Below are 26,436 nucleotides of genomic sequence, written 5' to 3'. Positions count from 1 at the left end.
GAAGTGCAACGGAACCCAACAATGGGTATATGATGGAAGTGAATTTTTTTTCCCCCCAGGTAAATGCGATCGCTTTCCAGTTTTGTAGGTTGGGTGAAGTGCAACGGAACCCAACAATGGGTATATGATGGAAGTGAATTTTTTTTCCCCTTTTTTTTGGGCTTGAGGGGGACGATGGTTTCCGGTTCTAACTGGACCGATCGCCGTTTGCTCCCGCTGCTGCTGTAGTAGTCTACCAGGCGAGCCGCCAAAATCCCCCTGGCTTGGGAAATGCGCTTACGGACGTTGATCGGGGACACGAGAAGTTGCTGGGCGATTTCTAGGTAAGACTGCTGTTCTTTCACATGGAGAATCAAGGTTTCCCGCAACTTCGGCGGTAATTCCTCCATGGCGTGATCGAGAAATTCTTGCATTTCCCAGCCTATACAAATCTGTTCCGGCGTGGGTTCGGGACTTCCCCATTCGGACAAGGAAGCGATCGCATCGACATTCTCAACTTTTAATCGTTGGCGATGTCGCTGTCTGAGGATATCTGTACAATGATTCCAGGTGACTTTAACTAACCAATGCCTCCAATTCCGAATCGGTCGGGTGCATTTTGTCAGTTTTTCTTGGGCTTTCAACAAGGCTTCACTGAGGGCATCTTCGGCTTCAATGGGGTTCCCCATTTGTCTCAGACAACAACGCCAGAGATAGTCTTGATGCTCTAGCCATTGTTGCCAAAACTCTACAGGTAGTTGAGCGCTACTATGATTTTGTCTATTCATTTTCTGATGGTTGATGATGTTTGTTTCCAAAGAAATAAATCCATATCAACACCCTGGTATGGCAATCCTCAATAAATCCATAAATCAGCCATAAGCGCTTTCAGTGCATTGCATCTCCCCATAACGGAGATGGCGGATCAACAGTTGATAAATCATTGAAGATACCTCTATATTTGTCTGTCCACCAAAATCCGCACCCTTTTGTATCAATTTTTCCCATAGAAAACCCCCCCCACATCCGCAAAATATTACCTACTTTGCGATGGGGTTGATCACCATAATTCTTGGGAAAAATATAAATATTAGAGCATATATATTGAACTGGTGGGGGTGATAATTTCACCCTGATGGTTCTGGCTCTGAAACTATCATAACCGACTTTCCTGGAAATTTATATCCGATTTGTGCAACTTTTTTAAATTACTACCCAAAATTTCACCCAAATACCCCAGGACAGAATTTACTCCGTAAAAATACGGAAGTCCCTGGCCAAATGGTGGCCAGCCTTGGGGAGCGATTTTTGGGCTAAAGAAACCCGGTTTGGGCGATCGCTTAGGACGCAACGGTGGCGGCAATTGCTAAATTAGAGGTAGCGAGTTAGGAAAATCTCAGGAGGTTATGGTTATGAGTCGGTTATTAGGGCAAGTGTGACGGGAAATTGAGCAACTGAACCCAGGGGAACAATTGCAGGTGATTAGCCATGCAACGAAGCTGGTAAAACGCGAGACTGTGACTCACAAAAAGCCTCAGCGACAGTGGCTAGATATTGCTGGAAATGCTCCTTATCCAATGCTGGGAGAAAATGCTCAGGAGTGGGTGACGCGCACTAGGGGCGAATCACAACAACATCGCGATCGCTTGGAGACTTTAGCTAACTAGATAAAAAACGGGGTTTCTCAGGGATAGGAGAGTTTATGAATATTAAATTAGTGGAATCTTTAGCCCTAGTGGTTCAATCGCTTTCCCCAGAAGAGCGATCGCTTTTAGCGGAGAAGCTGAAAGCACACCAGGAGGAAACCTCAGCGGCGGGGAAAGATCGTCCTTTTTATGAAACCGCCACTCCAGAAGAAAGGGCGAAAGCGTTTCGGGAATGGGCAGCAAGTCACCCGCGCAACCAGCCCTCTTTATCCGATGAAGCGATTAGCCGAGAAAGCATTTATGGAGAAAGGGGTTAATGTCATTTTTGATTGATACTAATATTCTGTTGCGGAGTGCAGACGCTAACCATTCCATGCACGCCGATGCAGTAACAGCGACAAATATTCTGCTTGCACAAGGGGGAGATGTTTGTATCATTCCCCAAAATTTAATCGAGTTTTGGAATGTTTACACCCGCCCTGTAGATAAGAATGGTTTAGGACATACCCCAAGGGAAGCGGCTGCTGAAGTCAATCGATTAAAAGGGCTTTTTTTGCTATTACCGGATAGGTTAGCCATTTATTCGGAGTGGGAAAGGTTGGTGCTGACTTATGGGGTGAGGGGAGTTAATGTCCATGATGCGCGGTTGGTGGCAGCAATGCTGGTACATGGATTGACTCATATTCTGACTTTTAATATCAGGGATTTTGCCCGCTATGGGGAAGTGACGGCAATGCATCCGATGGATGTGCGATCGTAAATTTTGGGCAGCAAAAGAAAGGGGGTTTGGGCGATCGCTTTGGTCTCTTACAGCCTGTTCAGAAATCATCTGATCACCTCTCAAAGTCCCTCTCCCTCTCTGGGATCCAGATTTAGGGTGAGGGCAATGTATTAAGCGACTGGTGAACAAGCTGTACCTAAGATTGAGATACGAAACGGGGTTTCTCAGAGTTGATTAACTTTTTCTCCACCGGACGATCGCCCGATTTGATTCACCAATCCACAGGACGAGGGAGGTTCCGCCTATAATCCATAACCAGTCTGTCAGACACAGGGGAACAGTTCGGAAAATGCTGCCGCCAAATTGAACAATCAGAATTTGTCCGATGAAAATTACCCCGGCGATCGCCAAAAAACTAGGATTTTGCCAGAGTTGGGATAAGACGGAATCCTTGGAACCGAAGCATTTGGCATTAAATAAATTCCAGAATTGCAGCATCACAAAACTGGTGAAAAATAGTGACAGTTCATAGGCTGTTACCTGATCATCAGATTGGATATACAGTAGAAACCCGACCAGAATAACTAAAAAAGCTGCCCCGACAGTGAAAATTGAGGATGACATGGCTTTGGAGATAATAAAGTCTTGGGGGTTTCTCGGTGGTACTTCCATTACCCTTTCTGTGGGGGGTTCTGTGGCTAAGGCGAGGGCGGCGAAGGTATCCATAATCAGATTAACCCACAAAAGCTGAATTACGGTAAAGGGTAGGTTAATGCCGATAAAAGGTCCTAACAAGGCAATAATGCAGGCGACGACATTAATTGTGAGTTGAAACAAGATGAATTTCTGGATGTTTTGATAGAGCGATCGCCCCCATAAAACTGCCTGTTTGACACTGCGAAAAGAGTCATCTAACAGGATAATATCGCTGGCTTCTTTGGCGACAAAAGTGCCGCTACCCATGGCTAAACCCACTTGGGCTTGATTCAGAGCCGCCGCATCATTGGTTCCGTCTCCGGTAACGGCTACTACCTCCCCTTGAGCCTGTAATAGCTGGACGATGCGCTGTTTATCTTGAGGACGAGCGCGACCTATTACCCGCACTTTTTTCAGGGTTTTACTGGCGAGTTCATCATCCATGTCTCTGAGTTGGCTTCCGGTAATATAAGCCTCGCTGGTGTCGTTTTCATCGATAATCCCAATTTGACTACCAATTTGGGCGGCGGTTAGCAGACTATCCCCGGTAATCATTTTAATATCAATTCCGGCTTGGCGACATTGGCGGACGGCTTCGGGAACTTCTGGACGTACCGGATCGGCGATCGCCACGAATCCTAACCATACCACATCTTGGCGATCTTCTACATTCAAATCATCCCCTTCGAGTTGGGGTTGAGGGATATAAGCAAATCCCAAGGTTCGCATTCCCCCCGCATCACAGTTTTTTAACTCCTGAGAAATCAATCTTCTGGTTTCTTTGGTGAGGGAAATTACCCCATTTTCTGACAAATACGAATAGCAATGACCTAGGACAATATCGGGGGCTCCTTTAATGTGCATGATCTCCTGGTTATCGATAGGGGATCTTCCTAGGGTCGCCATATATTTGCGATCGGGGGTAAAAGCTAGTTGTTGTTTAATCTCAAACCTATTGCGTTCGGAGAGATAATCAATCTGATTTTGTTCTAACCATAACAACAGCGCCGCCTCCGTGGGATTCCCGATCGCCTTAGATTTTTGGTTCTCATGTTGTTCTAAGTTCGCGGTACTGTTGGCGGCTATGGCTTCGGTTAATAAATCACTGGGAATATTGTTGCTGAAACTGGGAAAATTTATCTCTTGTACCTGCATTTTATTCATGGTTAAAGTTCCGGTTTTATCAGAACAAATAACCGTAGCCGCCCCAATGGTTTCGCAGGCGTGCATCCTTCGCACCAGGTTATTTTGTTTGGTCATTTTCCTCATGCTATAGGCGAGGCTGAGGGTGACACTTAGCGCCAGACCTTCGGGGACAGCGACGACAATCACCGCCACCGCAATCATAAAGTAGGTGACAAACTCAGTGGCGGCTGATGCGGGAATCCAATCACTAAGATTTCGGGGAATAAAATTGCCTCCATAACCGATCGCAATTCCCACTCCAAAAATTAACAAACCTATTAAACTTGATTTCACCCAGCCTATGGCGTGATCATCTTCTAACCATTCTGGCACGGTCGCCTGAGAACCTGAGATTTCTAAGCCATCATAAACAATGGGTAACCATACCCTAACTAGGATAATGATTAAACTGCTAACAGCTAGGGCGACTATATACCACTGTCCTAGGCTCAGGTTAAGGTTTCCGGTGACGATACCCCGCACTACTAAGGCTATATCAATTAAAACGGCAATGGCTAACCCTAGGACTCCAATTAAGCGACTGAGGCGATCTAATTGCTGTTTTAGGGGGGTGTCTATATTGGTGATTTCGCACACTAATTTCGCGGTTTGACCGATTTCTGTGCGATCGCCAACAGCGGTTACTTGAAAGGTTCCATGACCGTCTGTAACTACTGTTCCTCGTAATAGGCGATCACGAGGATAGGCGCTATCGGGAAGTTCCGCACTGGCTACTAATTCTGATGATGCTAACTTTTTGACGGCTTCCGATTCTCCGGTTAAGCTGGCTTCATTTACCCGCAGCGAAACCGCTTCAATTAATTGACCATCGGCGGGGATTTCGTCCCCCAATTCGATGATGACCAGATCACCGACTACTATATCTTTTTTGGGAATGGTGGTAAAACTATGATCTCGGATGACTTTGATGGGGACTTCATCATTCATCCGGTTGAGAATATCAAATTCTTGATTGGCTTTATACTCGTTGAGGAAGGCTAGGGTAGTAGCTAAAGCGATCGCCACAATAATACCAATTCCCTCTACATAATTGCCATTAACTATTCCTAAACTAATGGCGATCGCCGCCGCAATAATTAAAATCCGAATCACCGGATCATCAAACTTTCCCAAAAATTGTCGCCAAGCTGGTTCCCTTGGGGGGGGAGTCATGACATTACTACCGTGAGTTTGGCGACTTGTTTCTACCTCTGGGGGAGTTAATCCTTGTAAGTGATGGATGTCTTGGCGGGGGTCATGGGTCATGGTCATCGGCGAGGCTCCTATATTAGCATCTATATTGAGAACAATCAGATTGTGTTATGTTAAAATCACCGTGTTATATTGGCATTAGCCTCGTCAAATATCGGCTTCTGTATTCCGATTTTCACACAGGGAAACTCGGTTAAATTGCGATCGTCTATAAACTTAATCAGCTAAAATACTCAACTGATTACATATATTGACTCAGGCTTAGATTTAACTATAGCACTTTCCCCTGAGATCAGGGAACCATCTCAAGGTTTTTTAGTCGTAACTAGCCTGACCCACGGCGACAAAATCCACTCATTTTAACATAAATTAGTGAGACTTCGCAACTGGTAGCCCCCCATGATTAAATGTTTTAAAAATAGGGCTGATGACTGGCTAAATCTCTCCTGAGCCATTACCCTGGTTAAACACTAGCGGTTAACATAATTAACCGGATATTATCTACCTTGATGTTCTCGGAAGTATGACCTCAATTGACCCTGACCCGCCGCCTAAAAATCTGAATAATGAGTTGGCGAAAGAACGCAACCGCGCCGCTTCTGAAAGGACTTTAATGGCGTGGATTCGTACCTGTTTATCACTGATAGGCTTTGGCTTTGGTATTGACCAAATTGTGACGGTTATCTACGAAGAAACAGGGGATGCTTACCTTAATCCTCTGCGTCTCTCTCGCTTCCTTGGACTCTCATTTATTGCCTTGGGAACTTTAGCACTAATTACAGCTTCTATTGACCACCGCCAAGAACTTAAACGCATCTGTAGAGATGACTATTTATACACTCCTAGAATATCTCAAGCCCTGGCTGTGGCTGTGATTCTGGCGATTTTAGGGGTGGTGGCATTCTTGGGAATTATGCTGAGTTCGTAACCACAATAAACCCATAATTTGAGCAGATATGACCCTGGGTTCAATGATTGATATTGATGACAGAAAACCCTGGGCATTTGTAGTTAATTGGTTAACCACAATACTACAAATGCACCCAGATTGAAGATGTGTGAAACTTTAGGCTAGGCTGTAAAGTAAATTCGGCACAATTTGAGCCACAAACTGAAGCAGGAAAATGGCAATGATGGGGGAAAAGTCAATGCCACCCAAGGGGGGAATAAAGGAACGGAAAAGATTAAGATAAGGGTCAGTTAGTTGGGTAATAATGGATAAAGGACCATCGTATAAATTCACATTGGGGAACCAACTAAGCAGGATTCTAATAAAAATTAGAACCATGTAAATGTTCAGGAATTGTGCAACTGTATTGGCAAGTAGAAATAATGGTGAACTCATGCGATATCTCCGAATAACTGGGAAATGGCTTATGGTGTGACCTCAAGGGTCTGGGAATAGTCAACTAGCTAAAATCTGGGCTGGTTCGACCGTCTCCCTGAGTGATTAGTATGATTGACTTTTAACTGGGGTTTATGAAAATGTAAACTGTAGCAGCTAATTATATCATACTTTGGGCGGTAGTTGATGCTAGATATCTTCGGCTGATGGTGATTCGTGAACCTCAGCAGAGATAGTCCCATTAACTCCCCCAAGTTGATGGCGTACATCATCGATCGCCTGATTGAGTTGAGAAATTTTGTCTTCTAAGTTCAAACGGGCTGTTTCCACATTTTCGGGGGTCAAGCGATCGCCTTTATTGCGGTTGCGCTTATTGTCTCCTAGGGAATTAGCGCTGTCGGAGTTATCCCCAGATAGTCGTGAGGAGAGGACAACCCCCAATACACCACCAACGAGACCTCCTAAAGCAGCCCCTAATACCAGTCCGCTGGTAAAGCCTTCTCGATTAGCCATAGTTTTAGATTCACCTCATCATCAAAAATTTAAGTTCCAAAAGTGCGATCGCCCGCATCTCCCAATCCAGGAACAATAAAACCTCGTTCATCGAGACCTTGATCAATAATAGCCGTATAAACTTGCAGGCTAGGATATTCTTGGCTAAGGGACTGCAAGGCTTGGGGAGCTGCTACCACCGAGATAATTCGCATCAACCCCGGATCAATGCCCCGCTTGGTCAGTTCAGCCATAGTCGCCATAATCGTTCCCCCCGTAGCCAACATCGGTTCGCTAACGATTAACCGGGTTTGAGGGTCAAAACCATCAGGAAGTTTATTGAGATAGCAACTCACTTGTAGGGTTTCCTCGTCGCGGACCATTCCCAGGTGATACACCGACGTTAACGGCACGACGCTTTGGATACCTTCCATCAGAGCTAATCCCGCCCGCAGAATGGGTATAACCACCATAGGCGCTTCTGGGTTGATATAGGTAGCTGGACATTCACAGAGGGGAGTTTGTACCGTAGCTTCCACGGTGGTGAACCAATCGCGAGTCGCTTCGTAGGTTAGCCACCGTCCCAGTTCCGTCATGGCGCTGCGGAATAGGGCGGGCGGAGTTGAGACATCACGGGCGATCGCCAACCAATGCTTAATTAGGGGGTGGGGAGGGACGTAAACGCGCAGTTGCAGAGTCATTAGCGGGATAGTTAACCAAATTCGGCTTTTCCTTTCCATCATACTCCCCCGCCTACCCAGTCAGACTACCCCCGCATAGTTTTAAGAAATGTTACAAACTTATTGACAATTATTTTTAACAAGGTTAAAGTAGATTCTCAGTGTTCTCCTCTCAAATCAAAGGATCGGCAGACGGGGGCGGTTGATAAAAAAACCGTTCCCGCATTTCTTGTTAAAATGGCTGGGGCAGGGCTGATCTCATCATTGTGATCACAGAACTGTCGCTTGTGAACGTTATACAAGTATGGTGAAGCGTTACACTGTAGAGTCAGGAAATTCTGGAAGAGAGTTGATCCGATGCCTGTTATTACCCACCAGTCCTTTGCTGATGAACCCCTACCGACTCAAGACTTTGATGTAATTGTCATCGGTTCCGGTATTGGAGGCTTAGTCACAGCCACTCAACTGGCAGCCAAAGGCGCGAATGTACTTGTCCTAGAAAGTTACATCATCCCCGGTGGTAGTTCTGGTTACTTTGAGCGAGAGGGATATCGATTTGATGTCGGAGCATCAATGATTTTTGGATTTGGTGACCAAGGCACAACTAACCTGCTCACCCGCGCCCTAGAAGCTGTTAACGTCAAATTAGAAACTATCCCCGACCCAGTTCAAATTAACTACCACCTACCTGGGGAACTCCAAGTTAGAGTTCACCGAGATTATGAGAAATTTTTGCAAGAACTAGGGGAAAAGTTCCCCGATGAACGAGAAGGAATTCGTAAGTTTTATGACGAATGTTGGCAGGTCTTTAACTGCTTGAACGCCATGGAACTCCTTTCCCTGGAGGAACCCCGTTATCTGATGCGGGTTTTCTTCCAGAACCCAGGCGCTTGTCTGGGACTGGTTCAATACCTACCCAAAAATGTGGGCGAAGTCGCCAAACGACACATCAGCAACCCGGAATTACTCAAATTTATTGATATTGAGTGTTACTGCTGGTCTGTGGTTCCCGCTGACTTGACTCCCATGATTAACGCTGGGATGGTGTTTTCTGACCGCCACTACGGTGGGATAAACTACCCCAAGGGGGGAGTAGGTCAAATCGCCGAAAAACTGGCTGAAGGCTTACAGAAAGCCGGAGGAACCATTCAATACAAAGCCAGGGCTAAACAGATTTTAATAGAAAATGGGCAAGCTGTGGGGGTTGAACTCACTAACGGTAGGGTTTACCGCGCTCGGCGCATTGTTTCTAATGCTACCCGCTGGGATACCTTTGGTAAACTAATCCCTGAAAAAATGATGCCATCTTCTGAGAAAAAATGGCGCAAACGCTATCAGAAATCGCCCAGTTTTCTGAGCTTACATTTAGGGGTAGAAGCCTCCGTTTTAACACCAGAAACAGATTGTCACCACATCATAGTTGAAGATTGGCAAAAAATGGAGGAGCCAGAGGGGACAATTTTTGTCTCTATTCCTACCCTCCTTGACCCGGATTTAGCCCCGCCCGGCTATCATATCATCCATGCTTTTACCCCTAGTTGGATTGATAATTGGGAAGATTTACCACCGACAGAATATGAACAAAAAAAAGAGGAGGCAGCCTGGGGAATTGTAGACCGTCTGGAGAAGATTTTTCCCGGTTTAGATGCGGGTTTGGATTATATGGAAGTGGGAACAGCGCGATCGCACCGTCGCTTTCTTAACCGGGATGACGGAACCTATGGCCCTATTCCTAGCCGCCAACTGCGGGGACTCCTAGGAATGCCTTTTAATCGCACCGCTATTCCCGGTCTGTATTGCGTTGGAGATAGCACCTTTCCTGGTCAAGGATTAAATGCTGTCGCCTTTTCTGGGTTCGCCTGTGCCCACCGCATTGCCGTAGATTTAAAGTTAGGCTAACACCCCAATTTAATTCGATAATTTAGTGGGAGGAAATCGCTCCCCTCCCCTATTTTTATCTGCTCATCTTAACTAAAAATTATAAATTTATGCAAGTCTGTATTGTCACAGGTGGCAACTCCGGTGTCGGGTTAATGACATCGGTGGGTTTAGCTAAATTAGGCTATCATGTCTTTATTGCTTGTCGTTCCCACACCAAAGCTAGAAAAGCTATTGCTTATATCTCTAAAAAAACTGGCAACCCTAACATCGAATATTTGCCCTTAAATCTGGCTTCCCTGGAGTCTGTTCGTCAATGCGTTGAACTGTTTTTAGCCAAAAACTTACCCCTAAATATTTTAATCAATAACGCCGGAATATTCAGCGATCGCGGTGTCACCCCAGAAGGATTTGAGGTGATTTGGGGTACTAACTATTTGGGGCATTTTTTGCTGACTTATTTACTCTGGGAGAAATTACAAACATCTGCCCCTAGTCGAGTGGTTATGGTGTCTTCAGACCTCGCCTTAAAACCCACGACAATTAAATGGGATTTATTTGTGAAATCTACCCCCTTCAACTTTATCGAACTATATAATCAATCTAAACTCTGTTTATTACTGTTAACCCGACAACTTTCTCAACAATCAAGCCATGTCACTGTTAACGCGGTGCATCCCGGTTTTGTCCAATCTAATATTACCATCGGTCATCGTTTGAGTAAGTTTTTGGGTATCGGAATTAGCCCCCAAAAAGGCTGTTATAGTAGCTTATTCTGTGCTACTTTTCCCGAATGTGAATTAATCACTGGTAAGTTTTTTGACCCCAAAGGCAAGGAAATTCCTTTGCCTCCCTTAGCTTTAAATAATCAGTTATGTCAACAATTGTGGGAACAAAGTTTAGATTGGACTGGTGGCAATAAACCTGTGGGAACCCAGACCATTAATTATGATGGTAGTGATGAAGTTTGGGGGCCCTATAGCTTAAAATTAACCCCGGAAGAAATCGCTACAATTCGCCAACATATTTTTAAGGAAGTCTTACCTAAGCCACCGATTAAAGTTTTATTGGTTTCGGCATTAACTGCGTTATTAAAACTACAATTTGGCTCGATTATGTTGTTGTTCGTGCAATGTTATAAGCGACAGTTTTACATGGAAAGACATTTAGATTCGCCTGAATTATTAAAGTTGTGTAAGGACGAGAACTTATTGGCGATTCTCAGAAAACATCTGGGGGATAATTTGCGCCTATGGCGTTCGGAATTATGGGTTAATTATCCCTCCCGTCAATTAATCCCATTTTGGCATCGAGATATTTACCCTAAATTATTGGCTGGGGAAGGCAAAACTATTAATATCTATATTGCTTTAACTGAAGTTACTGACAGGAATGGCTTTGAATATATCCCCAAAACTGAAGCGGAAAATTGTCCCAAGCAAATTACGGACCCTTTCAGTGGTAATCATTTCTACAAGGTTCCTAATTCTGTGAAAAACCAAGTTATCCCGGTGGTTTTGAAGGCGGGGGAATTTGTTTTATTTACTGACCAAGTTATCCATCGTTCGGTTTACAATAGCAGTGGGAAGGTGCGTCTGTCTTTGACTTTAAGAGTGGCTCAAGATACGGTCAAAATTTTGCCGGGATATAGCCCGATTTATCATCAGCCACTATCTTTATCTAATTAATTAAGGCTATCTGATTCTATTTGATGTTGGGCGGGTCTTACAAACTAGAGGTTTCGGTTAGAATATGCTACAATTATTTGATGGGTTAATTATGGGTTGAGGAGACAAAATGAAAATTACTATTGTAGCGATGGAAATTCCCTATCCTCCTATTCATGGCGGCCGAGTTGATGTCTGGCGACGGCTGAAAATGTTGGCGGAATTGGGAACGGAAATACAGTTAATCTGTTGGTCTGGTACGCCTGTAGATGGCGATAGCTTGCAGGTTATTAATCAATATGTGAAAGACTTTCATCTGATTATTTATGAGCGTGGTATGGGTTCTTATCTCCGGCGGGCGATCGCTTTATTATCATACCCTTTAGAAGTGACATCGAGAATCGTTAGAGGTGAGAAATGGAAGCAGATTTTGGCATCTGTTGGGTCTTTTCAGCCTGATGTGATTCTCTGCGATCAGATTCACAGTGGTTGGGTGGCATCTAAATTGAGTGACTCTCTGGATATTCCCATGATTGTGCGATCGCATGATATTGAACATTTACATTATCGCTATTATTTTCAATGTGCAAAAGGCACTAAAAAACTGGTGAGATTATTATCTATTAATCACTTAGAAAAATTCGAGAAATCATTACTAAAAAAAAGTTTGGCATTTTATGATATTTCCCGAGATGATTTACAATTTTGGCAACAACAAGGATTTGATAATGGCTACTTTTTGCCTCCCTTAATCGAATTTAGTGACTACCATAATCAAGAGGATAACTTAACTGATTCTGAGTCAGAAAAACCTGCCTATGATGTGGTGTTTCTGGGGAATTTGAACTCGGAAAATAATGTGGCGGGTGTGACTTGGTTTGTGGAGGAAGTCTGGCCAATGTTAAAACAGCGATCGCCTAGTATTAAAGTTCTGATTTCCGGTTCCAACCCCGTGCAAAAAATCAAAGATATTTGTCAAAATAAACCCGGATTAGAATTAATAATTAACCCGCCATCTGCTGCCAAAATTTACCGTTCTGGTCGAGTATTAATCGACCCTGTAGCTACTGGAAGTGGTGTTAGTATCAAATCTATTGATATGTTGGCGATCGGTAAACCCATTGTTTCTCGACCCAAAGGATTGTCAGGTTTACCAGAAGCAGCGAAACCATATTTCCGGGTAGCATCTGATGCGTCATCATACACTAATGAAATTCTAAATTTTCTGGCTGAACAGCAACCCAACATCCCAGATCGCCTTTTACTAGAGTCAATGTTTGGATCTCCCGTCATTGAGAATTTCCTCTCTCAAATTGACTCTCTGCTTACCTCCAATCAAACCCCCAAATAGTAACCCATTGAAACTTGACCATTAAAAAAGACCCACAATCATTAATGTTGATCGTATTGATTAATCGTTCTCAATAAGACCATCTCCATCTGATCAATCATAACTTTAGGGCTAAAATTATCCAGTACATGATCACGACAACGCCGGCCCAGTTCCGGGTCATCATCTCGCCAATTAGTAACCTGGTTAAGAACTTCTGCTAATTGTTCAGGAGAACCAGGTTCAACCAAATAACGGGTTAATTCACCTGTCATCATTTCAGGTATTCCCCCGACTCTACTACCGACCACAGGCGTACCAGTTGATAAAGATTCTAAAACCACCCTCGGACAAGGATCAGGCCAAATACTAGGAACAATGGTAACATCACTAACCCGATAAAGATCCGGTGTATTGGGAACATGACCTATAAACTGGACTAATTCTTTAATCCCTAGGTCATCCACCATATCTTTTAAAAATTTAAGGTAGTGAATACGCGCTGCTGGTGAATCTTCTGTAGGTTCCAAAATCACATTTCCAGCAATTAATAAACAAATATCTGGTTGGTGATTTGCCAGTAACGCAAAGGCTTTAATTAGGACTTCTATTCCTTTATTAGGGTTGAGTCTCCCCAGAAACGAAAAAACTCGCCTGTTTCCTAAGATATTAAAATCACGACGGAGGGATAATTGCTGATACTCATCAACGGAGTAGGGACTAAATTTTTCCGGGTCAATGCAATTATAAACTATATCAATTTTATTAGCATCAATACCACACAAATTAACCCATGTGTCTTTATTAGCTTGAGAAACCGTCATAAATTGATTCACCCCTGACAACCCAGGTCGCCACTTGAACTTAAATGGAGTTCCGGGTAATTGTAAATAACAGACTAAAGGGACTTTGTGGATATTGGATAAAGCATAGCCCCAAAATATTGACCTAGACTCATTAGAAAAAATAATAGAGTCAGACGTTTTTTTTATAGGGGAAATATCATTAAAAAACTCTACAGCAAATTTGACCATATCGAGGGGATTTTTGCGGTTGGCTTGGTAGCGCTTAACCGGAATTAAATCTTGGCAAAATTTGCCATAGGTTTCTAGGAGGTCTCCTTCTTTGGTGTAAACCAAACTAACCTGATGTCCACAATTAGCAAGACCTTCACAAATGCCTAGTAGATTTAACTCCTGACCGCCAAGGGTTGATGAGGGTTCATTTTCTAAAGCAATTAAGTGCATAGATGATGATTTTAAAGTCATTTTTTGATATACAAAATATGTGGTAGTTAACTAATACAGTTTATTGGAAAAAATTGACTGAATATAAACGATTAATTTACTTTTAGTCTGAGTCACCATTATTTCGCACCAATTAAATATCCCACCAATCAAATAACTCGGGCTTTAGATAATCTAAAGTCTTCTTTAATTTTAATTTGATTAACTTTAGAAAACTTACCAATGGCTTGAGAAATACAACTTGATCTAAATAACTGCTGATCATCCTAGGACTAATATCACTGGGGCTACTCCGTTGCCACCCAAGAGACGGACATACAATTAAAGATACAATTTCAGGATTTTGCTTTCGGAATAGATAATATGCAGTATCAATATAGGCTCCATCCAGGTCATCAAAATTAGGATCTTTTTCAAAAAAACAAGTTTGAGAACGTTTTTTCAACAGTTCTTCTAAAAAGAATATCAAAGGATCATAAGCTGTATGATTAACAGCATAAAAATGTGTACCTAATGTTGGATAATTAGTTTTTTTTAAGTGAGTCCAAGTTGTTGATATCTCGGGGTCGTAAAAATTATAATAGTCTGATAGCTTTAATTTATGATAAGCAAAATATCCTAGAAATAATAGATCCCAATTTACTTGACTAAGTTCATCAAGTAATTGTGTTTGTACAGAACAAAATCTACTAGAAATAGCCAGATCATCTTCCATGACTAATATATTACTGAGTTGGTCTCTTTTGGCAATTTTAATAATCTCTAAATGACTCAGGTAACACCCTAACATACCAATGCTCGAAAAAGCTAATTTTTCCGTGGGTCTGATAGCGGGAAAAATGTTTACTTTTTCAGAATCAAAATTTAAGCCTATACTCTTTATTTCTTTCTCCATTTCACGTCTTCTATCAACCCTCTCAGGTAAGTTAATAACATAAATTTTATCAAAAAAATCTGAGATTTTCATATCAAAAATTACTCCCATGTAAGATTTTACTTTTGAGTAATATAGTACATCATTTTTATATTAATGTCAATCAAGTTTTGATTAATAAAAGTTAACTTAAAGTGTTGAAAAAATTAAGTAGCAAACACTATAAGGATTGCCAGTTTATGGTACTTATAAATATGCACCAGCTTAAATAAGTTAACTAGAATTTTTGAGATTTTGATAATTTAGTCGCCAGATTGCACCCCAGTAGCACAGGAGAATTAAAGAATCTGTAGTTAAGGTCGCCCAAGCTGCACCCCTCCATGAAAAGATGGGGATTAAAAAATAATTTAAACTAATATTAATTAAAGCTGCACTAATTTGAACCAACCCTCGTAACTTTTGATATCCAGATCCGGTAAGGGTATCTGCTGCCACTAATTGCATACCAATAATTAGTGGCATGGGAGCTAACCAGTATAATACTGGCACTGAATCTATATAGCTTTCTCCCAAAATATAAGGTATAAAAGGCGCAAAAAATATACAACCTATAAAAACAAAAATACCATATATAGAGATAAGCGGAATCAAACGTTTGGCAAATTTAAAAGCATTACTAATACCCAAAGCACCTTCTTCAAAAAATTTTGTGTATGTGGAACTAAATACTACTAAAATTGGTATATAGCCAACTTCTATCAATCTATAAGCAGCAGAATATATACCAGTTATACTTAGAGTTGAAAGACTGCTTAACATGGTTCTATCAATACTGGAATTGATATTGGCAGCTGATCGGTCTAGAGAGAAGTATATACCTTGAAAAATGTTGTGATTGATATGGGATAATTCTAATTCAGGAAAACCCAGAGAAAAACAAACAAAAAAGAATGAAAAAATTGCCGTTATTGTTGTACCAAAAACATATAAAATAGACCAATTGATAGCATTAGGATCATCAAAAAATATAACTAAAGCTATAGCAGATAAGACTTTCACAAAATTATAAAAAATCTGTAATTTAGCCGTGTTTTTATGCTGATTAAGTCCTAAAAAAGCGCCACAACATATATTCCAAATAGACAATCCTAAAATATCAGAAATAAGTATGGATAAAATCAAGACGTTAGGAATAAATTTTGGCAAAATAAATTTGCCTATTAAAAATGATAAACAAATTACAAAAAAACTACAAAAAAAAGTTGTTACAAGAGCATCACCCAAATATTTTTTAAATAAAATTTTATTTCTTGAAACATTTCTAATTAAAATATCTGTACTACCTAATGTTCCAAATGGAACAGCGATCGAGGCTAGTGCTGTTACTCCCATAAACATACCAAAATTTTCAGAACCCAGATGTCTAGCAATCAATATAAAGTATGTAGCTTGCATGAAAATACTGATGACTTTACCCAAAAACATCCATAAAGTATTTCGGACTAATGACTTTTGCGTGATTTTCTTAATTTGTTCTTGCAAATTAGTAAAATATGACATATATTTTTCGTGATTTACGTCTTGAATGGCTACCAAATTTAACTTTAGACTAACTTGATTTTGGTACAGAAACTGCTAATAAATATTCGGTGCTAGAGGAACGTTCAAAGGCTTGATCTAGGGAATAGGTGGGCTGCCAGTTTAGAATCTTTTTAGCCTTTTGATTGCTATATCGCAGTGGTTTAAAACGAGCTTGTAGTTTGGCGGGGACTAAAATACCTGGTAAACGAGCTTTACCCTCAAGAAATACGCGGTTAAATAGCCAAGCCATATTGGCAATTAATCCCATAAAAAACCAGTTTATAAAATATATTTTGGGGACTTTATCCATGGTTTCTATGAGTTTTTGGGCATAGACATTTTGAGCAGGTAAATTATCATCGATAATATTTAAGGTTTGTCCAAAGGCTGCCTCTTTATCGGCGGCGATGACAATGGCTTCGGCACAGTTTTCGACATAGGTTAAAGGCATAATTGCATTACCTCCGATTCTTAACCAGGCACTATCCCCTATTTCGGCACCTAAGCAAGCATTCCAAAGATAATCTCGACCGTAAATCATCCCCGGACGAATAATGGCAACTTGTCCACCATCTCGCTCAAAATCTCGATAAAGTTGTTCTTGAATTAGCTTGGTTTGAGCGTATTCGTCACGATTTAAGGGGTCAGCTTCAATGGGAGAATCTTCGTCTAAAATTTGATGCGATCGCATTTTTACATAATCATAAACTGAAAAGGTACTAATGGCTATGAGCTTAGAAATCCCGGCTTTTTGCATAGCAATTAAGACATTTTCTGTAGATATGACTGTACCAGCAAACTGGGTGTAAAAATCCCCGGACTTGGAGGCGGCTAAATGAATGACAGCATCCACAGATTGCAGACTTTCTACCAAGCCTGATGATTGCCTTAAATCTATGCGGACAATTTCTACATTAGGATGATTAAACCAAGAGAATTTGGTCTCATCAGTTTGGGGACGAAGTACGGCTTTTACTTGGTGTCCCCGTCGCAAGGCTTCCGTGACAATATACTGTCCTAAAAATCCAGATGCGCCAGTGATAAACAATTTCATAGATGATTCTCCTCGGCAATTAATGCGTTAACTAAACGGCTGGTTTTATCCATATCTTCAAAGCTAATTGGTAGCGGCTTATCTTCTTGTAAGGCTTGATAAGTCTGCTCTAATAAACTATGTAAACCTTCATAGGGAGTCTTTTGTAAAAGTTTCCGACGAAAGTTAGTAAAGCTGGCATTCATGAAAGTCCAACCGTTAGCAAACTGATTAGCCAAAGGGGAAAGCTGTTTACCAACGGCACGAGGGACTACACAGCGAATATAGGGTTGAAATAAATCAACTTCTGCATAACCCAAGGAACCGCGAACTGTCACGGAAAAACAATCGGGTTGAGTGTAAGCACTAAACCGTATGCGAGTATGTTGATGACCGGAAAAAATCAGTGCATCTAAATCGTCATACTTAAATAAATTGCCGCCACCATGATTATTCCATCCGGCTTTGACGTAATCAAAAGTTGGTATAAATAATAAGGCAAGATAACACAAGTGGGTAATAAAGTCATGAATTACACCCCCTGGCAGTTTATGGACTGGACTGGGTAGATTTTGGTCTGCGTATCGTCCACCACTGCGGATGTCTAATGCCATGCGGACTTCTACTTCGCCGATTGTTCCTAGGGTTCCATCTTCAACTAGCTTTTGCAATGCTAGAATGGGCTGATTGAAGCGATAATTTTGGTTTTCGATTAAATGGCGATCGCATTTTTTAGCAAAATCCCATAGTTCTTTAAACTCATCATAAGTGGGAGTTATCGGCTTTTCACAAATCACATGAGCCCCAGCACTCAGACAATCCATAGACATTTTTTTATGGATTTGAGGCGGTGTTAAAATATGCACAACATCCGGCTGGGCTTGCTCTAGCATTTGATGATAATCTGTATAAGCAGTTTCAGCACCGAATCTTTTAACCGCATAGTTAGCAGCAGCTTGGGAAATATCACAAACTCCTACTAAATCAGCCCTTTCCGAGGTAGACAAAAAACTGAGATGTTCCTTAGAAATCAACCCGGTACCAATAACGGCTGCTTTTAACTTAGGTTTTTGAGTGTCTGTATCCATTACAATTAATTTAATCCTAGAAAAATAGTTTACTTGATTTCACACTAATTAATGTTTTCCAGTAATTTTTGATAGCGTTTAATCGGAATACCAGCTTTGGCTGAAATCATAACTGTGACATAATCTGGCTCAATTTCAGACAAAAAATCCTTGATTTGTTGTTCTGATAAATTTTCTGTCCCAAAATAGCGTAAGCCGGGGTAGGTTTCATCAATATAATGATTTGCTTCATGGGCTAGAATATAATCACAAAACATTCCATAGAGGATATACTCAGATAAATTCCAAGTATTAGAGATGGTTTCCACCCAATAACGTCCAGACACTTTCTCTAGGTGTTCATATAATTTGAAAATATTATCTCTTTTCCAGGTAATCAAGTCACCAATATAGTTAGGAGCCGGAAAATCCATCATGGGAGTAATCAGTAATTGACTAGCAGTTTTATACCAACTATAATGAGACTCCCAAAGGCGAGGAATTGAGTTAGGCTCTCGATAAAAGCGAATTTTTCCATCCTTAACAAATCGTTCCTGTGGATTTAAAGGACGCACAAAGGCAACATCTGAGTCTACAAACATCAAAACATCTTCAGACACAAATTTAGCCGCTGACAGCTTAATAATTTGCTGAAGCAGCCAGTTACTAATGGGAGGACTTTTGAAGCTAAACCAACCATTTTTGACAAAAGGTATCCTTTTTATCCACCTAGGAATCACTTCTTCAACAACTAGAATTTCTGTGCGATTATTTTGGAGTGATTGAAACATTGATAAATCTTTTCGAGCAACAATAATATAATGCTTTGTTGATGAAGGTATGAATTTATCAACTGTATAACACAAAAATTGGCATCTCTCAAAGTCCGGTGCATAACTCGGTGTAATCAAACAAAAGCTGTATTCTGAGCCAGGAGGTTGAGACGTGATCTTCATAATTTTAATTGAGATTTAAATCAATTCAAGTCAGGGAGTAGTTTTGATGATCTTGATGCATCAAATTGAGGATGAGATGGTTTTGGTTTTTCAATGGGTGCCATAATTGAAATTGATAAAGCTGTATATAATACCCAGAATATACTGTTTTGAGAAATTATACCTCCTTCAGTTGCATTAGTTAATAGTAAATAAGTTAGAAATATTAAGGGCCAAAAGTATTCTATTCCGACACTAAATCGGGCCATAAAAACTGCCCTTAACAAGTTAATTGTAAACCCTAAAAAGTAAGTTATAACACCTAATAAGCCGATGTCTAACCACATATCGAGTATTCCATTATGGGAATAAGGAACCGGCCATCTTGCAGATCTAATAATATAGGCTGATGCACTATCTAATCCCTGCCAAAAAGCGGTATAACCGTATCCCAAATAGGGACGTTTTTCAATCATTTCTCTAGCCCAAACCCACAGTTCAGTACGACCGGTAAGGGTTGGGTCTTTACCAATTAATCCCAGTATTTCATCAATATTTTCAGTATAGATATAAAAAATAGTACCCCCTAAAGTGACAATGGCTAAAAATGAAGGAATCAGTAAAATATAGCGAAATCGCAGCACCCGATAGGCTATGATACTGGTAAATAAAACTGTAAAATTAATCAGGGAACTTGATGATTTTGCCATGACCAATAGCAAACAAGCAATGACGATCGCCCCATGAGCCATCCAGCGTTTTCCTTTCTCAAAAAGACCGGGTGATAAAATTAATACTATACCACCTAATGTCATGCCTCTTCCTAAAAGATTTTTATGGTTATATATGCCTCGCCAAGCCCCATAGTGAACGGCTTGTTCAATGCCATAACGCGGTAATGCGATCGCAAAAACCACACTGAGGACGGCAATAATTCCATAGGAAATAGCCAAAAGTTTCAGTTGTTCTCTGAGGGTATAACGACTACCTAAGTAAATACCAAATAGTGTAGTTCCAATTAAGCCAATACAACTTTTGAGGGTACGAGCCGGAAAATCTGACCAGAAATAGGAGGCGATCGCAATCAAAATCATCACCCAGATAACCGGCCCTCTTTTAGCAGCAATTAAAAACTTTTTCCACCGCAGCAGGAGTAAAGCGACAGAAACTAAATAAGTCAGCAGAAACAGCAGAACATTTAATCTAAAATCAAAGGAATTGATATCTGTACCATCACCCTCGCTTGCGCCGCCAGATAAAATCAGAGGCAACCAGTTGGCGCTATAGTGAATAATGGCAAAAACCGTAAAACTCGATTCCACATATTTTAAGTATTTTTCCATTAAAATATTGATGTTTTTTGTCTAAATCAACACCCTGTTACCTGCTGTGCATCATAGCATTTTGATTAGTGAAAGTCAGATAGAAATGTAAAAATTAATGTAGATTATGTAAAGTTTTGGTAAAGTTGTTGATTTGAGGGAGTCCCCAGACTTAATTAACCGGGTATCGGGGTGGTCTGATATCTAAGAAGAATTCTTAGAAGATATTTTCTGTGGGGACCCAGAGCGATCGCGCCGATGGGATTTTTGGAGAGGGAAATAGCGTTGAGCATGATAGAAATACTTAGTGGACTCATTCTTGCTAATCCCATTGATCACTGTCCCCAAGATCCGCTGACCCGATCGCCCTAATATTTCCTTAGCCGATTTAGCACTATCGCGGTCAAGAATTCGGGGTCTAGCAACCATTAACACCCCACTAGCCATATTAGCTAAAGTTAAAGCATCGGCGGCTAATACCAATGGTGGTGTATCAATAATTACAAAATCATACTCCTCCGAAAAATTCCGAATTAAGGAAGTCATGCGTCGAGAATCCAAAAGTGCTAACGGATTGGGTGGTGTCACCCCAGCGGTCAAAATATCGAGTTGGTCAATTCCCGGCTTCACGGCTTCGGAAAGAGTCGCCTCTTCCACGAGTACATCACTTAATCCCACCGCATTAGTTAAACCCCAGATATGATGTTGAATCGGTTGTCGCATATCCCCATCAATGAGTATCACCCGATGTCCAAGCTGGGCGATCGCCGCCGCCAAATTAGCGGAAACCGTTGATTTTCCCTCCTGTGGTACGGAACTGGTGACCACAATTACCCGCACCTTGCGATCGGAGCCCAAAAACTTCAAATTAGCCTGAATCATCCGATAAATTTCGCTAATTAAGGAACCGGGTGTATCCACTACTGGAACCTGTACAGAAGAGCGATCGCCTCCGGTAAAATAGCGGTAAAAAGGCGGATCTGCAAAAGAAGGAATAATACCCAACAAAGTATATCCCAATAAATCCCTAGTTTCCGCCACCGTCCTCAGAGATTTATCGCCCATTTCCATCAACAGCAATAAAGTAGTTGAGGCGACCAATCCCCCCATGACCCCCAAAGCCAACAACTGTATTTTTGCCGTTCTTCCCTCGTCTGGAACGTTAGCTGTTTCGATAATTCTGGCATTATTGGTAATCTTATTGGCTGCCACTTGCGCTTCCTCAAGATTTTGTAGTAAAGTCCGATAAGTCAGACGAGCCACCTCAGCCTTGCGCTCAAGTTCCTGCTGTTGTTGTTCTAATTGTGGCAAGATACTAGCTCTTCTTTCCAAACCATCACGCGCCTCATAGAGAGAGTCAAGCTGCTTAGTCAAATCCATTCGCCTAATTTCCGCATTAACAAACTCTTCAATCTTGTTATTTTTGACATCCATAACCCTGAGCAACCCGCGAGAAAAGGCTCTGCCACTACCCAAATAAACTTGAATTTCTCTCTGTAACAAACTCTCCAGATTATCTCGCTTTCCCTTTAAAGAAATAATCCGGGGATTTTCATCTCGAAAACGTCTTTGTTCCTGAGCCAACTCACCCTCCACGTTCTCCAATTCTTGTAAAGCAGATCGCACCACCGGAGACTGACTTAAAGTATTTACCGCTATAGCCTCTTCCAGATTCAAGCCCACTTGATTTCCCAAGGAATTAACCAAAGATTGCACCGCATTCAATTCAGCTTCTAAGGTAGTAATATTGCGATTTAACTGCGCCATTTCCTGTACTGATATAGCAAACTCCGTTCCCAGGTCTACTATCTCATTTCTTTCCTTAAAATTTTGAATAGATTTTTCCGCCAGAAACAACTCCTGTTGTACCCTAGGTAGTTGTTCCTGAATAAACTCTTTTGCCCCCGAGGCTTCTTGTCGAATACCAGACACATTCGCCTCAATATAAACCTCCATAATGGTATTAATCACATCAGCAACTTCTTGAGGATTTTTGCTTTGATAGGTTAACAGAACAATATCCGTCCCGCCGATAATTCTAATATCTAAATTGCGTCTAATATCCTCTGGATAAATTGGATCACCATCTTCATTAGTTAAATTCAAGCGCTCAATCACAGTTTCTAGCAAAGGATTAGAATGCATTAATTCTATCTGGGTACTCAAAGGAGTCTGATCCGCCAATAGTGCTTTCAATTCCCCCAACCCTTCACCAATACCAGCTAAAGAAGAAGTGCGGTCTACCTTAAATAAAATTTTGCCTGAGTTTTGATAAGTTGGGCTCAAGAATTGGGTAGCATATACAGCCCCAGATACAGTTAGCACAAAAACCCCCAGCAGCCAAAACCATCGGCGTTTCAATGTTTGTAAATATCTGCCCAAATCTAAATCAATAGATTCTCGGTGTTCAATATTACTAAAATCCATAACCATTACCTCTTATAGACAAGAACACAATCTGATCAATAAATTTAATTATTATTATCTCTATCCTCTGTTAAAATATGAATGATATTCAGTAAAGCCGAGACCCCAATTAGACCACCCACAGGTCTTAACACCTCTTCAAAAGTATCAGCCGCCTCAGTTAAAGCTGAACGATTCACCACCACCACATCATCTCGTTGTAAAACGGGATTATTGGGTGCATTTAGTCCGGCTTGAAAATCAATAGAAATTTGACGACGGGAAACCGTACCATCAGGACGCAAACGCAGAAGTTCCACGGAGCCAGTATTCGCCCGCCGCCGATTAAACCCCCCCGCCACCAAGATAGCTTGATTAAGGGTTGTATTAATTGGTACTTGAAGCGCCCCCGGTTGTGTCACTTCTCCCACCACATTAACCATCATAGTTCTCGGGGAGAAACTAGCACTTGCTAGGGAAATAATCTCATCGGGAGGCACTGCACTAGCGGTAGGAATTATAATAGAATCTCCCGGCTGTAAACTAATATCCTGAGTAGCATCACCTGTGGTCAGTAATTGCCACAAATCGACAGTTATAGTCTTTAATTCACCCGCCTGAGTAAGTCTTTGTAATTGAATGCGACGCAGGTTAGCTTGAGGCTTAATACCTCCCGCCCTTTGTATAGCTTGAGTAATGGTCGGTAATTCGGGTAAATTGGCCATTCCTTCCCCCATAATATAGGTTCCCGGATTAAATACTTCCCCGACGATAACTACCTGAAAAGGGGCGACCTCTTCCGGCGCAAAATTAGCAGAATTAATCTGTCGAATAGCGACAGGATCAAGATTTTCGGCGGTAGGTACTACAATTGTATCGCGATCGCGCAAAACCAGATCTTGGCTTAAATCTCCATTTTCCAGCAATTCCTTGAGGTTGACGACAATATTTAACCTAATGGGGTCTTGTCGCTGCACCTTAACCTGAGTAATATCTGCTGATTGAGTAATCCCACCCGCCTGCTGGAGAAGCTGAGTTACTGTATAGAACTGAAATTGTCGCTCAACGGTGTTAGAGGTAGAAAGGGGTAGAATGTATGTTCCTGGTCGTTGCACCTCCCCCCCAACGGCAATGCTAATGGGACGGGGTGTAATAATTCTCACGCTGGGGAATGGTTGCTGTACAAAGGGAGTATAGGCGGCGGAAATTTTCTCAGTCAGTTGAGAAACTGATAGCCCAGCTACGCTAATTTGACCGATTAGGGGCAGATTGAGTGTGCCATCAGTCAAAATTAGGTATTCGCCACTGTATTCAGGAACATCGAGAATATCTACCCTTAGCAAATCTCCTGGACCGAGGGTATAGGCATCAGGAACACGAATTGAGGCGGGGGTAATGGTGGGGATAGAAGGTTGAGTTTGGGCTAGGCTGATAGGTGTGCTGGTATGCCATATCAATAGGGACATTAACCCCCAACTCATCACTGTTGTAGCCTGGGAAGATTTGACAGGATTAGTTGTATTAGCTTGAAATGATGGCTCAGTCATAGGTGAGAGTCAATACATTGGCAGTATCAAACATAAAATATACAGTTGACAATGAGTTAAAGGCTGAGGCTTTCTTCCTCATGGTAACGGCTATTCTCTGAAGTGGCTAGTTATTAAGTTGTCTAACTCAGAATAGTCGGGAATAGAGGCTGATACTGATGCACCATTTCTGATGATAACCCGATCATGCTGCGATCGCGATAGTAATTCACTGAAATTTCTGCCTTTAAAAGCGATGAGATTGGCGGAAATGCCTACCCCAAGCCGAACTCGATTTGATAATCCCATTAAGTCGGCGGCGGTTTTGGTGACGATTTGGGGCCAGTCACCATAGGGATGATCTAAATGACCGATTCTGACTGACATTTTGAAGACTTCTAAAACATCATGATCTCCAAAGGCATAAAATGGATCACGACAGTTATCACTGGCTACTGTTACGGGGATTCCTGCCTGTTTTAATTCATGCAGAAGTGTCACACCTCGCCATTTCGGAGTTTGGGGTGTATGTGAATGGTTATCATATTGTCTATCTTGCAGATATAAATTGCACATGGGCAAGCTGACAATCCCTATATTAGATGCTTTGAGGAGATTAATGGTCTGGTTAATTACTTCGGGATTCTGGACGGATAAACTGCAACAATGTCCGCAAATTATCGGATTCTCAAATTGAGATTTGACTGCATATTCGGCGATTTTATATAAGGTGTTAGAATCAGGGTCGCCATTTTCATCTACATGGAAATCTAAGGATAAATTCCGGTCTTTGGCTAGGTCAAATACTCGCTTAATTTGTTGATCAAGGTCACGGTTAATATAAGCGACACCCCCTAAAATACCACCCATTTCTGCTACTCTATCGGCTAGTTTTTCTCCCTGGGGGGTTAAGTAATAATCCAGAGATACGAGGGATACAGCTTGCAAAAATATGCGATCGCACCATTTTTTCCGCAGACTGTTAAATACTTCCCAGCTAATTTCTGTGAGTTTTCCGGCTGAGTCTAAATGGGTGCGGAGAGCCTGGGTCCCATGGGCATAACTACATTTTAAACCAAATTCCATCCGCTGATAGATGTCTTCAGCACTCCAGTATTTTTCACTGTCAGAAATCGCGGTATTTAGCGCCCCGGTAAAAGTCCCGTCGGGATTAGGCGATCGCTGCCAAATATGGCCCTTATCTAAATGGGTGTGTAAGTCCACAAAACAGGGCCAAAGCTGTCCCCCCCGCAGGTCTACCCAGGGGATATCAGCCACCTCCCTATTTCCAGCCGGTCGCAGTTGGCTGATTTTCCCCGATGCAATTTCCACATCCATTAATATTAGCCCCTCCCGCGTCTGCTGGCTTAACCAGTCCGGTTGGCTTACTTCCAATAAACAGCAGGGAATATGGGCATTTTTTAGCCAGTAGCGATCGCTTTTGGGAATACTAATCATGACCACCATTTACCCCATCATGCAAAAATAACATTGTTAATATGCAAAAAGTTCATCAAACTTAGGATTTTGTAATATTAGCTACACTTTAACTGATTTTTCAGCTTTAACCTACTGATTAATTCTTAAAGTCATCGCTCAAATTTTCGGCGGCTT

Annotated in this window: 21 protein-coding genes and 1 pseudogene; 7 read left to right on the top strand and 15 right to left on the bottom strand. The window is 41.6% G+C overall.

Translation table 11 applies throughout. The features are described 5' to 3' along the window. A pseudogene (locus P5674_RS10290) lies at positions 1–767 on the bottom strand (RNA polymerase sigma factor); the annotation flags it as partial. A gap of 729 nt (positions 768–1,496) precedes the next feature. On the opposite strand from P5674_RS10290, the gene P5674_RS10285 reads away from it, so the two are divergent. From P5674_RS10285 to P5674_RS10275, 3 genes are read left to right on the top strand one after another with little or no spacing between them, the layout of a single operon-like run. Beyond that, on the top strand, positions 1,497–1,646 hold the full coding sequence (locus P5674_RS10285; protein WP_231852123.1) for a hypothetical protein: 150 nt from the start codon (positions 1,497–1,499) through the stop codon (positions 1,644–1,646). Between the two features lie 35 nt (positions 1,647–1,681). Continuing rightward, the gene (locus tag P5674_RS10280) at positions 1,682–1,942 is read left to right on the top strand and encodes a hypothetical protein (protein ID WP_006616127.1); all 261 of its coding nucleotides are present in this window, start codon (positions 1,682–1,684) and stop codon (positions 1,940–1,942) included. Then, positions 1,942–2,385: a type II toxin-antitoxin system VapC family toxin gene (locus P5674_RS10275; protein ID WP_006616128.1), complete on the top strand. Its 444-nt coding sequence runs from the start codon at positions 1,942–1,944 to the stop codon at positions 2,383–2,385. The genes P5674_RS10280 and P5674_RS10275 overlap by 1 nt, the downstream gene beginning before the upstream one ends. A gap of 195 nt (positions 2,386–2,580) precedes the next feature. On the opposite strand, the gene P5674_RS10270 is transcribed toward P5674_RS10275, so the two are convergent. Continuing rightward, a complete protein-coding gene (locus P5674_RS10270; protein ID WP_006620054.1) occupies positions 2,581–5,499 on the bottom strand; it encodes a calcium-translocating P-type ATPase, PMCA-type in 2,919 nt (972 codons plus the stop codon). Between the two features lie 463 nt (positions 5,500–5,962). On the opposite strand from P5674_RS10270, the gene P5674_RS10265 reads away from it, so the two are divergent. Beyond that, positions 5,963–6,367 carry a YidH family protein gene (locus P5674_RS10265; RefSeq protein WP_315669977.1) on the top strand — a complete coding sequence of 135 codons (405 nt, stop codon included), beginning with the start codon at positions 5,963–5,965 and terminating at the stop codon, positions 6,365–6,367. A gap of 138 nt (positions 6,368–6,505) precedes the next feature. Here the strand turns inward: P5674_RS10265 and P5674_RS10260 are convergent, their stop codons facing one another. The 3 genes from P5674_RS10260 to upp form a co-directional block, all read right to left on the bottom strand. Then, complete coding sequence (locus tag P5674_RS10260) at positions 6,506–6,784, bottom strand: YggT family protein (RefSeq protein ID WP_315669976.1); 279 nt, start codon at positions 6,782–6,784, stop codon at positions 6,506–6,508. Between the two features lie 189 nt (positions 6,785–6,973). Further along, positions 6,974–7,297: a hypothetical protein gene (locus P5674_RS10255; RefSeq protein ID WP_014274831.1), complete on the bottom strand. Its 324-nt coding sequence runs from the start codon at positions 7,295–7,297 to the stop codon at positions 6,974–6,976. Positions 7,298–7,326: 29 nt separating this feature from the next. After that, a complete protein-coding gene (gene upp, locus P5674_RS10250; protein WP_014274830.1) occupies positions 7,327–7,977 on the bottom strand; it encodes a uracil phosphoribosyltransferase in 651 nt (216 codons plus the stop codon). Positions 7,978–8,313: 336 nt separating this feature from the next. Between upp and crtH the strand changes: the two genes are divergently transcribed. The 3 genes from crtH to P5674_RS10235 all read left to right on the top strand — a co-directional run bounded on the left by crtH (position 8,314) and on the right by P5674_RS10235 (position 12,852). Beyond that, positions 8,314–9,855 carry a carotenoid isomerase gene (gene crtH / locus P5674_RS10245; RefSeq protein ID WP_006620059.1) on the top strand — a complete coding sequence of 514 codons (1,542 nt, stop codon included), beginning with the start codon at positions 8,314–8,316 and terminating at the stop codon, positions 9,853–9,855. 89 nt (positions 9,856–9,944) lie between these two features. Next, a complete protein-coding gene (locus P5674_RS10240) occupies positions 9,945–11,522 on the top strand; it encodes an SDR family NAD(P)-dependent oxidoreductase (RefSeq protein ID WP_014274829.1) in 1,578 nt (525 codons plus the stop codon). Positions 11,523–11,631: 109 nt separating this feature from the next. Continuing rightward, complete coding sequence (locus P5674_RS10235; protein ID WP_315669975.1) at positions 11,632–12,852, top strand: glycosyltransferase; 1,221 nt, start codon at positions 11,632–11,634, stop codon at positions 12,850–12,852. A 41-nt stretch (positions 12,853–12,893) separates the two neighbouring features. On the opposite strand, the gene P5674_RS10230 is transcribed toward P5674_RS10235, so the two are convergent. From P5674_RS10230 to P5674_RS10185, 10 genes are all read right to left on the bottom strand, one after another. Then, positions 12,894–14,099, bottom strand: a complete 1,206-nt coding sequence (locus P5674_RS10230; protein ID WP_315669974.1) for a glycosyltransferase family 4 protein — start codon at positions 14,097–14,099, stop codon at positions 12,894–12,896. Between the two features lie 112 nt (positions 14,100–14,211). Then, positions 14,212–15,045, bottom strand: coding sequence for a glycosyltransferase family 25 protein (locus P5674_RS10225; protein ID WP_231852122.1), 834 nt, complete (start codon positions 15,043–15,045; stop codon positions 14,212–14,214). Positions 15,046–15,225: 180 nt separating this feature from the next. Then, positions 15,226–16,548 carry a flippase gene (locus tag P5674_RS10220; protein ID WP_231852121.1) on the bottom strand — a complete coding sequence of 441 codons (1,323 nt, stop codon included), beginning with the start codon at positions 16,546–16,548 and terminating at the stop codon, positions 15,226–15,228. 13 nt (positions 16,549–16,561) lie between these two features. Then, positions 16,562–17,587 (bottom strand): NAD-dependent epimerase/dehydratase family protein, encoded by a 1,026-nt coding sequence (locus tag P5674_RS10215; protein ID WP_006620065.1) that lies wholly within the window; start codon positions 17,585–17,587, stop codon positions 16,562–16,564. Next, positions 17,584–18,654, bottom strand: coding sequence for a Gfo/Idh/MocA family protein (locus tag P5674_RS10210; RefSeq protein ID WP_006620066.1), 1,071 nt, complete (start codon positions 18,652–18,654; stop codon positions 17,584–17,586). Before P5674_RS10210 ends, P5674_RS10215 begins: the two co-directional genes overlap by 4 nt. A 44-nt stretch (positions 18,655–18,698) precedes the next feature. Further along, a complete protein-coding gene (locus P5674_RS10205) occupies positions 18,699–19,589 on the bottom strand; it encodes a DUF6492 family protein (protein WP_043468131.1) in 891 nt (296 codons plus the stop codon). Positions 19,590–19,609: 20 nt separating this feature from the next. Beyond that, a complete protein-coding gene (locus P5674_RS10200) occupies positions 19,610–20,911 on the bottom strand; it encodes an O-antigen ligase family protein (RefSeq protein ID WP_014274823.1) in 1,302 nt (433 codons plus the stop codon). Positions 20,912–21,094: 183 nt separating this feature from the next. Beyond that, positions 21,095–23,317: a GumC family protein gene (locus P5674_RS10195; protein ID WP_014274822.1), complete on the bottom strand. Its 2,223-nt coding sequence runs from the start codon at positions 23,315–23,317 to the stop codon at positions 21,095–21,097. A 44-nt stretch (positions 23,318–23,361) separates the two neighbouring features. Continuing rightward, positions 23,362–24,843: an SLBB domain-containing protein gene (locus P5674_RS10190; protein WP_043468124.1), complete on the bottom strand. Its 1,482-nt coding sequence runs from the start codon at positions 24,841–24,843 to the stop codon at positions 23,362–23,364. A 90-nt stretch (positions 24,844–24,933) separates the two neighbouring features. Then, entirely contained in the window at positions 24,934–26,280 is a 1,347-nt protein-coding gene (locus tag P5674_RS10185) for a cytosine deaminase (protein WP_043468942.1), read from the bottom strand. Positions 26,281–26,436 lie beyond the last annotated feature (156 nt).

This window comes from Limnospira sp. PMC 289.06, assembly GCF_032350395.1.
Lineage (GTDB): Bacteria > Cyanobacteriota > Cyanobacteriia > Cyanobacteriales > Microcoleaceae > Limnospira > Limnospira platensis.
Note: the sequence above shows the minus strand (reverse complement) of the source record. Positions and strands in the feature narration are given on the sequence as shown.